Below are 11,465 nucleotides of genomic sequence, written 5' to 3'. Positions count from 1 at the left end.
AAAAGCCCGCAGCGTTAACTGCGGGCTTTTTATTGAATGAGTGAGTCAGCCTATAAGCCGGGTTTTGTCCTTTCCGAAGAAAGTGATAATCATTCGTCTAGGCCATAAATCGCTCTATGGCTCAAGCAACCTACCCGGTTCCAACGTGGGCCACGCCATAAGGAACCCTATTTGGTCTTGCTCCGAGTGGAGTTTACCTTGCAACCGACTATTACTAGCGGCCCGGTGCGCTCTTACCGCACCCTTTCACCCTTACCAACATAAGTTGGCGGTCTTCTCTCTGCTGCACTTGTCGTGGGCTCACGCCCCCCAGCCGTTAGCTGGCACTCTGCCCTGTGGAGCCCGGACTTTCCTCCCCCTGATCATTTTCGTCACAGGCAGCGATTATCTTGGCTGACTCGGCGCGCAGTATACATGACGCTAAAGCCAAGCGCAGTAATATTTACTCTTTTTCTTCAATAATTGTTTTGTATAGTGCATTTTTTTTCAAGCCAAAGTACTCAGCTACAACACCGCACGCTTTTTTCATTGGCATTTCTTTTTCAAGTAGAGCCAACATTTTACGAGCCTCTGGTGGAATGTCGTCTACCACCTTAGGCTTACCCGGCAGCATGAGAACTATTTCGCCGCGTTGCTTAGTGGGATCATCGGTTAAAAACTGCTTTAGCTCACTCACTGTGCCATTAAAAAAAGTTTCAAACGTTTTAGTTAGCTCTTTGGCAAATACGACCTGCTGTTCACTGCCAAGTGCAGTTTCTAAATCGTCTAGACTTGCCATAATACGGTGCGTACTTTCATACATTATACTGGTAATACTTGAGTTAACCGCATCGATAAAAAAATCTTGGCGAGCCTTACTTTTAGCGGGCGTAAAGCCAATAAACTGAAAACGATCGGTAGGCAGCCCTGAACAACACACCGCGGTTATAGCAGCGCACGCACCTGGTACTGGGGTTACGCTTGCCCCTTGCTCACGACATAAGTTTACAACCGCATATCCAGGGTCACTAATGAGTGGCGTGCCTGCATCCGATACTAACGCAATATTTAATCCTTGATTAAGCTGATCGATAATTTGCTGTGCTTTTTGTTTTTCGTTGTGATCATGTAATGCAAATGTTTTTGCCTTAATACCAAAATGCCTAAGGAGCTTACCTGTATGGCGAGTGTCTTCAGCAGCGATTAAGTCAACCTGCGATAATGTCGTGATAGCACGCTGACTTAAGTCGTCATAATTGCCAATTGGGGTGGCAACAACGTAAAGAGTGCCAATTTTATGTGAATTCTCCTCATTTAACATTGAGGTCTCCTGCGTCAGTCAGTAATATAAGCAAATCGCGTTAACGTATTGGGAAATCATTGTGCGACTTAAACTAGTTGGTCTATTAATTATATTGTCAGGGTTATCGGCGTGTAGCACAACCGAAAAACCAATTAAAAAAAGCGATAACTTCAGCAGCAGTGCTAATGCGCTAAAAAATCAAGCGACTAATGCTCAATCTATCTATCAATTGGCCGTAAATCGCGAAGGTGCAGATAAAATACAATTATTGTATAGCGCACGTGATTCAGCTATTTCTGAAAAAAATTGGCCATTATTAGAGCAAATTGGTAGCGACCTAGAATTAACAGCGAGTGTTGATCAAACTCAAAATCGTCTTTACATCGCCTACGCGCAAAAGCAACAAAATAAAAATGACCAGTCTTTGATTATTTTACAATCGCTAGATGGAGAGCTGACACAACCTGAACACTTTGCATGGCATCAGTTTTTAACAGCCAGTATTTACGCCTCACAAAACTTTCCTAAAAAAGCAGCTCCCTATTTTTTTAGAGCATCAGAAACATCTGCAAAAAATAATATTGATATACCGCAACTCGACCAACAGTTATGGGATAACCTAAAACAGCTTTCTTCTTATGCGCTGGAGCGTTTTAACCGTGGCTCAGTTATTCAGCAAGGCTGGGTAAATCTTGCTTTATATCACCAAGTATATGCCAGTAGTGGTGTAGAGCTAGATCAAGCGATTAATAACTGGCGACGACGTTACGTGGGACACCCTGCTGGAGCCGTGTTACCTAAACAAGATGAAAACTTTGTTGAATTAGCACCTTTGAATATTGACCGGTTAGTTTTGTTATTCCCTCAATCAGGTCCTAACGAACGCCTAGGTGATGCTTTAAAAGCAGGAGCTTTAGCCGCATTAGATAAACAAAATATTAATGAAGCTATTTTTATTGATGAAAATTTAAGTACTGCAGACATTGCAGCAAAACTTGACCAAATTAACCCTGACTTTGTAGTTGGGCCTCTACTTAAAGCGAACATAGATAAGCTTACGGCAGCTGAAACGCTTATTAATATTCCTACGTTGCATTTAAATACATTCGATGGAGACACTATTTCGCTCCAACACTACTATTTTGCCCTAAACCCAGAGCACGAAGTTGAACAAGCTTTAGAGCATTTTCTAGCTATGGGATACCAAAAACCCATGCTACTCGCTCCAGAAAATACGAATGGCCAGCGCTTAGTTGATTTTTTTAATCAGCAATGGCAACGCTACAGCGAGACTAAACCTCAAATTGGTTTTTATGAAAACAATCAAGACATGCCAAAAACGATTAGTAGCTTATTAGAAGTTGATCAATCTAAAGAGCGTATAAAAACAATAAAAGCCTTATTTAAGCAAGAAGTTGAAAGTGAAACACGCTCACGCAGTGATATTGATGTAATTTATATTTTAGGTGATGCAATAGAAACACGCTTAATTAAGCCCTACCTTGATGTAAATGTGAGTACATTCTCAGAGCGAATTCCGCTGTATGCGAGCTCAAAAAGTCACAGTAAGCAAATTGACTCAACCGACAAAAGCGATTTAGACGGCCTGTATTTCACAGAACTACCTTGGATGCTTAACTCACAAATCACACAACATAACTTACGTGAGCAGTATAATTTACTTTGGCCCGAGCAAGCCGATATTAGCCAGCGCTTATTCGCCATGGCATACGATGCTGTACTCGTTATTAACGATATTAGGCAGTTGAGCTTAATGCCTGGCAATCAATTTAGCGGTTTGAGCGGTAAGTTATCGGTTAATAGTAATGGGCACCTACAACGCGTACTTGATTGGGCACAATATACTAATCGCCAAATTAAGTCTGTGCAGTTAAAAACACAACGCCCTGTGCCCTTATTTATGCAATCGGCTAGCGGTGTAAAAACGATAAATTAAGGGGGCGGCATGTCGTGGTTTAAAGAGCTGTGGCAAAATAGTCGTGAAAAAGGTCAGTACTACGAACTACAAGCGCAAAAATACCTAGTAGCGCAAGGTTTAAAACCTATAGAACGTAATTATTACTGCCCCTTTGGTGAGCTCGATATTATTATGAAAGAGGGTAACACCCTTGTTTTTGTGGAAGTGAAGTTTCGCAAAAACAATGCTCGAGGTGGTGCAAATTATGCGCTCAGCACTCAAAAACAAGCACGGCTTAAACGTAGTATTCATCATTACTTAGCAGCTAAAAACTTAACAAATCAGGCATTAAGAATTGACTATGTAGCCATAACCGGAGAATCATCTCCTACATATAATTGGCTTAAAAACGTATTTTAAAATACTAAAAAGAATTGGTAGGCTATGCAAGACACGATAAAAGAAATTTTCACAGAAAGTATTCAAGTTCAAATAGCCGCTGGAGAGGTCCTTCCCAGTGCGCTTGAATCGGCCGCGTTCACAATTGCACAAAGCCTTATTAACGGTAATAAGTTAATTTGTTGCGGGACAGCTAACTGTCATATGCTTGCGCAACATATAGCGGGTATATTGGTCAATCACTACGAAACAGAGCGTCCTTGCTTGCCTGCTATTGCTTTGTCACAAGAAAATATAAATCTTGGACAAAACAATCACAGCGATGATCACGATACATTTGCCCGTCAAATCCGTGCATTCGCTCAACAAGGTGACTTACTATTGGTATTAGCAATTAATGGCAATGAAAAGCAGGTAATTTCAGCCGTTGAAGCTGCACTTACACGCGATATGAAGGTCATTGTAATGGTCGGTGACGATGGTGGTGAATTAGTAGGTTTACTTGGCCCTAATGATGTTGAAATAAGAACACCGTCTAAACGTCCAAGCCGCATTATAGAGTCGCATTTAACTAACTTACATTGTTTAAGTGAACTTATAGATTTAACGCTTTTCCCGCAGGATGAAAATTATGTTTAAACGCTCCCTTATTATTTTAGGTACCGTTGTTTTACTACAAGGCTGCGCTGCAGCTGTTGTAGCTGGCACTGCCAGTGCAGTAACCGCTGCAAACGACCGTCGCACTATAGGCTCTCAAATCGATGATAACAATATAGAAATTAAAGCTAGCATTGCTATTAGTGAAGTTGAACGCTTAGAAAAGTCTGCTCGAGTTAACGCTATAAGTGTCAATGGTATTGTTTTGCTTGTTGGTCAAGTTGCTAATCAGGAAATGAAAAACGAAGCACAAATAACCGTAGAAGCGATTGCCGGTATTCGTAAAATTCATAACCAACTTCGTATTGGCTCAAATATTGGTATAACAACTCAAACTCATGATTCGTGGCTTACCTCAAAGGTAAAAGCACAGTTACTAGCAGCTAAAGATATTAGTAGCAATAACATTAAAGTGGTTACAGAAAACGCTGAGGTTTATTTGATGGGCTTGGTGTCTCAAGATGAAGCTAATCGTGCAGTTGATATTGCACGCAATGTGTCGGGCGTTGAGCGAGTAGTAAAGGTATTTGAATATATTAATTAAAAGCCACTAAATTACAGCGATAAAAAAACCGCTTTTAAGCGGTTTTTTTGTAATCTACATATTATTTTATAACACGTAAATGTGAGCCTTTTTTCTTTTCAGGTTTTTCTGGCGGTGTTTCATCTATATACTCAGATGAATCAACACTTTCTAGCCCTGTATCAAACTCGTCTTCGTCCTCTACAAACTCGCCTGCAGTGAAGACTGTACCTTCGCCATTCTCACGGGCGTAAATTGCAAGCACAGCACCTAAAGGTACATAAACTTGCATTGGCTGACCGCCAAAACGCGCGTTAAAACTAAGTTGGGTTAGGTCTAACGAAAACTGTGTTACTGCTGATGGGCTAATGTTAAGCACAATTTGTCCATCTTGCACAAATTGTGTAGGCACTTGCACATTCGCAAAACCAGCGTCCACCACAATATGTGGCGTACATTCGTTATCGACTATCCAATCAAAAAAAGCACGTAATAAATAAGGACGATTAGGCGTCATTATAAACGGATCTCACGCTCAGCTTCAGTTAAAGAGGCTTGGAATGACTCACGTTCGAATAAACGGATCATGTACTCTTTCATCTCTTTAGAGCCTGCACCATTAAGCTCAATACCAAACTCAGGTAAACGCCATAGTAGTGGTGCTAAGTAACAATCTACTAAGCTAAACTCTTCACTCATAAAGTAAGGAGCTTCGCTAAAGATAGGAGCTACTGCAAGTAATGCCTCAGTTAACTCTTTACGAGCTTGTGCTGCATCTGATGTATTATTGCTGATTTTAGCAGCTAAGCTGTACCAATCAGTATCAATGCGGTGCATCATTAAACGGCTACGACCACGCATTACCGGGTAAACAGGCATTAGTGGAGGATGAGGGAAACGTTCATCAAGGTATTCCATGATGATATTTGCCTGATATAAACCAAGCTCACGGTCAATCAGTGTTGGCACTGTACCGTAAGGGTTAATTTCGTGAAGTGCTTCTGGCAGATTATCCTTTTCAGCCAAATGAATATCTACACTTACACCTTTTTCTGCAAGTACGATACGTACTTGATGGCTATACATACAGTTAGCCCCAGAGAAAAGGGTCATTACAGGGCGCTTATTGGCAGCTACGGCCATGCCTACCTCCATTAAATAACTAAAACAGCAATAGGGGCTTAAGCCCCTATTGCAAAATTACCTTTAAATATGTTCAAACTTAATGAACATCTCTCCAGTATTCTTTCTTAAGCATAAATGCCAAGATAAACAGGATAACTAAGAACCCAATTACCTTAATACCTAGCGCTTCCGATTCAAGTCGAGTAGGTTCACCTACGTACTCTAGGAAATTCGTTAAATCACGAACTGCTTGGTCATACTCATCTACACTCATCTCACCTGAACCATCTGTTTCAGTACCTGTGATATGTACAGTTGTTACACCGTCAACAGTTACTTCTTCAGTTATAGGAGTAGGAACACCCTGAAGTTCTTGTAGAACATGTGGCATACCTACTGATGGAAATAACGTATTATTTACACCAAACGGACGAGACTCATCTTTATAAAATGATTTCAAGTACGTGTAAATCCAGTCACTTCCACGTACACGTGCAACATTAGTTAAATCCGGCGGAGCCGCACCAAACCATTTTGCTGCATCATCTTTAGCCATTGAGTTCTTAATATGGCTACCTACTTTTGAACCATCAAAAATAAGTTGCTCTTGGCCAACTTCCGTTGGAATACCAATATCACGGAAAGTACGTTCATAACGCTGATACTGCATTTGGTGACAACCAAGACAGTAGTTCATGAACAACTTAGCGCCGCGCTGCAAAGATGGCTGATCAGATATATCGTTACCCGCGTCCATTAGTGGAACTGACGGGCCTGCCGCCATTGCAGGTAACATATTTACTGATAAAGCGAATAAACCAATTATTAGTTTTTTCATCATTTCGTTAACCTCTCAGGCAATGGCTTAGTTTTTTCATTCTTACTGTAAACAAATAACAGTACGAAGAACATAAAGTAAGTCACAGTACAAACTTGCGAAACAATTGTTTTAAAGTCAGTTTGCGGTGTAGCACCAACCCAACCTAAAAGAACAAAAGTAACAACAAAGCCTGCAATGTTCCATTTGTGGAAACCACAACGGTAACGAACAGAGCGAACTGAACCACGGTCAATCCAAGGTAATAACGCAAGTACTACAATTGACGCACCCATTGCTGCAACACCCATTAATTTATCAGGGATTGCGCGCAAGATTGCGTAGAATGGCGTGAAGTACCAAACAGGGAATATATGTTCCGGTGTCTTAAGTGGGTTTGCCGCTTCAAAGTTTGGCGCCTCTAAAAAGAAACCACCCATAGCAGGCATAAAGAACACAACCCAGCAGAACAAGATTAAGAAACCAACCACGCCCACAATATCTTTTACTGTGTAATAAGGGTGGAACGGAATCGCATCAATAATGTCTTTTTTATCAGTGTAGTATTCATGGAACTTAAATTTAGGCTTATCTTCTTCAGGAACCGTGCCTTTTTTACGTTTGTTATCAATACCATCTGGGTTATTAGAACCCACTTCGTGTAGTGCAACAATGTGTAAAAATACTAAGATAACAATAACCAATGGCAGTGCAATTACGTGTAATGCAAAGAAGCGGTTAAGCGTTGCACCAGAAATTACGTAGTCACCACGGATCCAAAGTGTAAGGTCATCACCAATAACAGGAATAGCCCCGAATAATGAAATGATTACCTGTGCACCCCAGAACGACATTTGGCCCCATGGTAATAAGTAACCCATGAATGCTTCAGCCATTAGGGCTAAGAAAATAAACATACCAAACAACCACAGTAACTCACGTGGTTTTTGGTAAGAACCGTAGATCATGCCACGGAACATATGCAGGTATACAACAATGAAGAATGCTGATGCACCGGTTGAATGCAGATAGCGCAGTAACCAGCCATAATCTACATCACGCATGATATATTCTATTGATGCAAATGCACCTTCAGCAGACGGTACGTAGTTCATTGTTAGCCAAATACCGGTCAGTATTTGGTTAACTAGTACTAACATTGCTAATGAGCCAAAGAAGTACCAAAAGTTAAAGTTTTTAGGTGCTGGATACTGTGCAATATGCATGTTCCAAACACGTGTCATTGGGATTCTTTCGTCAATCCAACCAATAATCTTACCAAACATTAGGCCACCCCTTGTTCTTCGCCCACTAAAATAGTGGTTTCATCAAGAAAAGTATATGGTGGAATTTCTAAGTTTAATGGTGCTGGAACCGATTGAAAAACACGGCCAGCCATATCAAATTTAGAACCGTGACATGGACAATAAAAACCATCATCAGTCCCTTCCACTTTTTCACCAAAGCCACCTTGTAAAAAGCTAGGTGAACATCCTAAATGCGTACAAATACCTACAGCGACAAAAATCTCTGGACGTAATGAACGGTAGTCATTTGTTGATGATTCTAATTGTTGTGGCTCTTGCGATTGCGGATCACGAAGTTGACCTTCGTGTTCTTTCATTTGCTCAAGCATTTTTGGGGTTCGTGATACAACCCATACAGGTTTACCACGCCACTCGACACGTATTAATTGTCCTGGCTCAAGTTTGCTTATATCTACTTCTACAGGCGCACCCGCAGATTTAGCTCGCTCACTTGGATTCCAAGACGCAATAAAAGGAACAGCAGCCCCAGCCGCACCAACACCACCAACAACAGAGGTAGCTATGGTTAAAAAGCGACGTCGGCCATTGTCTACAGGCGCATTGCTCATCCACTTATCTCCACTTACGATTCTCAACACTTGCTATATTGAGAACATCAGTTACAGCAGGTTAATTATTCGAAATTTTTAAAATAGAAATGATCATAATTAAAACCCTTGTTTAAAACAAGGTTATTAACAACTCAGGTCTTGAAAAATATTAATTTCACCAATGGTTTGATTAAGCTAGTTCGAGCACGAGCTGAAAAGTAATAATATCACTTCTGTAAAAACGATGTAGTGACCAAGATCAACTCCACTAAGCGGAAGTTTTAAGACTACACATAGTGTTATAAAACTTGATCGTTTTACTTCCACGCCAATTGTAGCAAAAAATTCCATCAATTAACTGATGGATTTAAACTAATTACGATAATTATTTAACTTTTTTGCAGCTACCTGGCTATTTACTTCCTTTCGTTCAATTAATACGCCGTTATTGCACTGTGTGATCATCATAAACGGTAATTTGCAATTACAGCTTAGGCTAACAACTTTTTAAAGCTTAAAGGAATCAGAAGAAATTTATCGCCAATAACAAAAAACCCAGCATAAGCTGGGTTTTTGAATTCTTGATAACGTATAGATTAACGTTTTGAGAACTGTGGACGCTTACGCGCTTTCTTAAGACCCACTTTCTTACGTTCAACTTTACGTGCATCACGAGTAACGAAACCTGCTTTACGAAGTTGTGGACGTAGTGACTCGTCAAACTCCATAAGTGCACGAGTGATACCGTGACGGATAGCACCAGCTTGACCAGTTGTACCACCACCAGAAACGGTGATGAAAAGGTCAAATTTTTCAGTCATATCAACAAGCTCAAGAGCTTGATGAACAACCATGCGTGCTGTTTCGCGACCAAAGTACTCTTCTAAAGAGCGCTTGTTGATTACGATGTTACCAGTGCCTGGGCGTAAGAATACGCGAGCACTTGAACTTTTACGACGACCTGTACCGTAGTATTGATTTGCCATGATAGTGCTCCTTAAATGTCTAGAACCTGAGGCTGTTGTGCAGCATGGTTATGCTCAGTACCTGCGTAAACTTTAAGTTTACGGTACATAGCGCGGCCTAAAGGACCACGTGGCAACATGCCTTTAACTGCTTTTTCGATGATCATTTCAGGCTTTGCAGCTTGAAGTTTATCAAAAGTAGTAGACTTAAGGCCACCTGGAAAACCAGAGTGAGCGTAGTACACTTTATCTTTGAATTTGTTACCAGTTACAGTAACTTTCTCAGCGTTGATAACGATGATGTAATCACCAGTATCTACGTGTGGAGTGTATTCAGCTTTGTGCTTACCGCGTAGGCGATGAGCGATTTCAGTAGCGATGCGACCTAAAGTTTTACCTTCAGCGTCAACTACGTACCAGTCACGTTTTACTGTTTCTGGTTTAGCAACAAACGTTTTCATTTATAAAAATCCAATGTTTTTCAATTAAAACCACAAGTAGTTAATATTAACTACTGCTCTAAGTTTGCTATAACCCCTTCGAGTTTTAGACTTTTGCGCCGCTCATTAGTGGCTAAACTATATGAAGGCATAGAACGCAACGTGGCAGACGCGGGAGTATACCAGCACTTAAACCACATTGCTACCGATCGGTTGTTTTTCCCACAAGAAAATTATCGCTATTTACAAATAAGTGTTGAGAGCGCAAAACGACCGGCATTCTAATTTTTATTAAGCTAAATGTTCTCTTGCTAAATACTCTAACGACTGCATTTCTTGTAAACGGCTTATGCAGCGTTTAAATTCAAAATTTAAGTTACCTTGGGTGTAAAGTTCGGTAATCGGTTTTTCTGCTGAAATAATTAGCGTCACGTGGCGTTCGTAAAATTCATCTACTAGAGCAATAAAGCGCCTTGCTGCATCGTCATTACTTTGGCCAAGCTGTTTTACATTAGAAATAATTACCGTGTTATATAAACGGCTAATTTCCATGTAATCAACTTGGCTACGTGCAGTCTCACACAATTCACTAAATTCGAATAGCACGACACTTTGAGCTACTTTGCGCGTTTTTATTAAGCGCCCTTCTATTTCTATAGGGTGATCGAGTTGACCCGGTTCAGCAGACAACTTATCAAAATATTCAAATAGATTTTTATCAGCTTGTTCATCAAGCGGACTGTGAAAAATCTCAGCTTGTTCTAAGGTTCTCAGTCGATAGTCAATACCCGAATCTACATTCACTATTTCAGTATTGAGTTTTACCAGTTCAATGGCAGGCATAAAACGAGCCCGCTGTAGGCCATTTCTATATAAATCGTCAGGCACAATATTAGAGGTAGCGACTAAAACAATTCCACGAGCAAAAAGCGCTTCCATTAAACCACCCAGTAACATGGCATCCGTTATGTCTTGCACAAAGAATTCATCAAAACAAATGATGTCTGTTTCTGATTTAAATATATCCGCTACTTTTTCCAACGGATTGGTCGTGTTATTTAGTTTTTTTAATTCATCATGCACACGGTGCATGAAACGGTGAAAATGCACGCGCATTTTTCGATCACTTGGTAATGCCTCATAAAAAGTATCAACTAAATACGTTTTTCCACGCCCAACTCCGCCCCAAAAATACAAGCCTTTAATAGGTTCTGGTTCGTTTTTACCAAATAAATTAGCGAAAAAGCCTGTTGATTTTGGTTTTGCTTGCGTGAGGTCATCGTATAGACGTTGCAAGTGGCGCACAGCATTTTCTTGTGCTGCGTCGTGTACAAAGTCATCTCGTTTTAAATCTTGTTGATATGTTTGCCAAGGAGTCATATGTATTTTCAGTCAAAACGCAGTTTAATTTGTAAAGCATATTAACACGCATCATAACTCGGGGTATATTACACTTAATATGATTTATAAATGAATCAGCA

General features: G+C 40.4%; 13 protein-coding genes and 1 other RNA gene. 4 read left to right on the top strand and 10 right to left on the bottom strand.

Annotated elements, in window-relative coordinates:
* Positions 1 to 37 precede the first annotated feature (37 nt).
* Together rnpB and rsmI are read right to left on the bottom strand one after the other, a co-directional pair.
* Positions 38 to 401: RNase P RNA component class A (rnpB, locus tag MTP24_RS02780), an RNA gene on the bottom strand.
* 41 nt (positions 402 to 442) lie between these two features.
* On the bottom strand, positions 443 to 1,300 hold the full coding sequence (gene rsmI, locus MTP24_RS02775; RefSeq protein WP_243532670.1) for a 16S rRNA (cytidine(1402)-2'-O)-methyltransferase: 858 nt from the start codon (positions 1,298 to 1,300) through the stop codon (positions 443 to 445).
* A gap of 61 nt (positions 1,301 to 1,361) precedes the next feature.
* On the opposite strand from rsmI, the gene MTP24_RS02770 reads away from it, so the two are divergent.
* Genes MTP24_RS02770 through dolP form a run of 4 tightly spaced genes read left to right on the top strand, consistent with a single transcriptional unit; the run spans position 1,362 to position 4,800 of the window.
* Positions 1,362 to 3,239: a penicillin-binding protein activator gene (locus MTP24_RS02770; protein WP_243532668.1), complete on the top strand. Its 1,878-nt coding sequence runs from the start codon at positions 1,362 to 1,364 to the stop codon at positions 3,237 to 3,239.
* 9 nt (positions 3,240 to 3,248) lie between these two features.
* Positions 3,249 to 3,620, top strand: a complete 372-nt coding sequence (locus tag MTP24_RS02765; RefSeq protein WP_243532666.1) for a YraN family protein — start codon at positions 3,249 to 3,251, stop codon at positions 3,618 to 3,620.
* 24 nt (positions 3,621 to 3,644) lie between these two features.
* Complete coding sequence (locus MTP24_RS02760; RefSeq protein WP_006792123.1) at positions 3,645 to 4,238, top strand: SIS domain-containing protein; 594 nt, start codon at positions 3,645 to 3,647, stop codon at positions 4,236 to 4,238.
* Positions 4,231 to 4,800, top strand: coding sequence for a division/outer membrane stress-associated lipid-binding lipoprotein (gene dolP / locus MTP24_RS02755; RefSeq protein WP_008130334.1), 570 nt, complete (start codon positions 4,231 to 4,233; stop codon positions 4,798 to 4,800). Before MTP24_RS02760 ends, dolP begins: the two co-directional genes overlap by 8 nt.
* Before the next feature lie 61 nt (positions 4,801 to 4,861).
* On the opposite strand, the gene MTP24_RS02750 is transcribed toward dolP, so the two are convergent.
* From MTP24_RS02750 to zapE, 8 genes are all read right to left on the bottom strand, one after another.
* The gene (locus MTP24_RS02750; RefSeq protein WP_243532664.1) at positions 4,862 to 5,296 is read right to left on the bottom strand and encodes a ClpXP protease specificity-enhancing factor; all 435 of its coding nucleotides are present in this window, start codon (positions 5,294 to 5,296) and stop codon (positions 4,862 to 4,864) included.
* Entirely contained in the window at positions 5,296 to 5,922 is a 627-nt protein-coding gene (sspA, locus tag MTP24_RS02745; RefSeq protein ID WP_006792120.1) for a stringent starvation protein SspA, read from the bottom strand. Before sspA ends, MTP24_RS02750 begins: the two co-directional genes overlap by 1 nt.
* Positions 5,923 to 6,001: 79 nt before the next feature.
* The gene (locus tag MTP24_RS02740) at positions 6,002 to 6,745 is read right to left on the bottom strand and encodes a cytochrome c1 (RefSeq protein WP_006792119.1); all 744 of its coding nucleotides are present in this window, start codon (positions 6,743 to 6,745) and stop codon (positions 6,002 to 6,004) included.
* Positions 6,742 to 8,007, bottom strand: a complete 1,266-nt coding sequence (locus MTP24_RS02735; protein WP_243532662.1) for a cytochrome b N-terminal domain-containing protein — start codon at positions 8,005 to 8,007, stop codon at positions 6,742 to 6,744. The genes MTP24_RS02740 and MTP24_RS02735 overlap by 4 nt, the downstream gene beginning before the upstream one ends.
* On the bottom strand, positions 8,007 to 8,597 hold the full coding sequence (petA, locus tag MTP24_RS02730) for a ubiquinol-cytochrome c reductase iron-sulfur subunit (RefSeq protein ID WP_006792117.1): 591 nt from the start codon (positions 8,595 to 8,597) through the stop codon (positions 8,007 to 8,009). The genes MTP24_RS02735 and petA overlap by 1 nt, the downstream gene beginning before the upstream one ends.
* 578 nt (positions 8,598 to 9,175) lie before the next feature.
* Positions 9,176 to 9,568, bottom strand: a complete 393-nt coding sequence (rpsI, locus tag MTP24_RS02725) for a 30S ribosomal protein S9 (RefSeq protein ID WP_086007041.1) — start codon at positions 9,566 to 9,568, stop codon at positions 9,176 to 9,178.
* Between the two features lie 8 nt (positions 9,569 to 9,576).
* Positions 9,577 to 10,005: a 50S ribosomal protein L13 gene (gene rplM, locus MTP24_RS02720; protein ID WP_002957960.1), complete on the bottom strand. Its 429-nt coding sequence runs from the start codon at positions 10,003 to 10,005 to the stop codon at positions 9,577 to 9,579.
* A gap of 270 nt (positions 10,006 to 10,275) precedes the next feature.
* Complete coding sequence (zapE, locus tag MTP24_RS02715) at positions 10,276 to 11,364, bottom strand: cell division protein ZapE (protein WP_006792114.1); 1,089 nt, start codon at positions 11,362 to 11,364, stop codon at positions 10,276 to 10,278.
* Between the last annotated feature and the right edge of the window lie 101 nt (positions 11,365 to 11,465).

This window comes from Pseudoalteromonas sp. APM04, assembly GCF_022809815.1.
Classification (GTDB): Bacteria; Pseudomonadota; Gammaproteobacteria; order Enterobacterales; family Alteromonadaceae; genus Pseudoalteromonas; species Pseudoalteromonas marina.
The sequence above is the reverse complement of the archived record's forward strand: the minus strand, read 5'-3'. Positions and strand labels throughout refer to the sequence as shown.

Bases quoted from the DNA above. Each gene is read 5' to 3' on its own strand.
- rsmI (WP_243532670.1), bottom strand. From the start codon at position 1,300: ATGTTAAATGAGGAGAATTCACATAAAATTGGCACTCTTTACGTTGTT.
- MTP24_RS02765 (WP_243532666.1), top strand. From the start codon at position 3,249: ATGTCGTGGTTTAAAGAGCTGTGGCAAAATAGTCGTGAAAAAGGTCAG.
- MTP24_RS02760 (WP_006792123.1), top strand. From the start codon at position 3,645: ATGCAAGACACGATAAAAGAAATTTTCACAGAAAGTATTCAAGTTCAA.
- dolP (WP_008130334.1), top strand. From the start codon at position 4,231: ATGTTTAAACGCTCCCTTATTATTTTAGGTACCGTTGTTTTACTACAA.
- MTP24_RS02750 (WP_243532664.1), bottom strand. From the start codon at position 5,296: ATGACGCCTAATCGTCCTTATTTATTACGTGCTTTTTTTGATTGGATA.
- sspA (WP_006792120.1), bottom strand. From the start codon at position 5,922: ATGGCCGTAGCTGCCAATAAGCGCCCTGTAATGACCCTTTTCTCTGGG.
- MTP24_RS02740 (WP_006792119.1), bottom strand. From the start codon at position 6,745: ATGATGAAAAAACTAATAATTGGTTTATTCGCTTTATCAGTAAATATG.
- MTP24_RS02735 (WP_243532662.1), bottom strand. From the start codon at position 8,007: ATGTTTGGTAAGATTATTGGTTGGATTGACGAAAGAATCCCAATGACA.
- petA (WP_006792117.1), bottom strand. From the start codon at position 8,597: ATGAGCAATGCGCCTGTAGACAATGGCCGACGTCGCTTTTTAACCATA.
- rplM (WP_002957960.1), bottom strand. From the start codon at position 10,005: ATGAAAACGTTTGTTGCTAAACCAGAAACAGTAAAACGTGACTGGTAC.
- zapE (WP_006792114.1), bottom strand. From the start codon at position 11,364: ATGACTCCTTGGCAAACATATCAACAAGATTTAAAACGAGATGACTTT.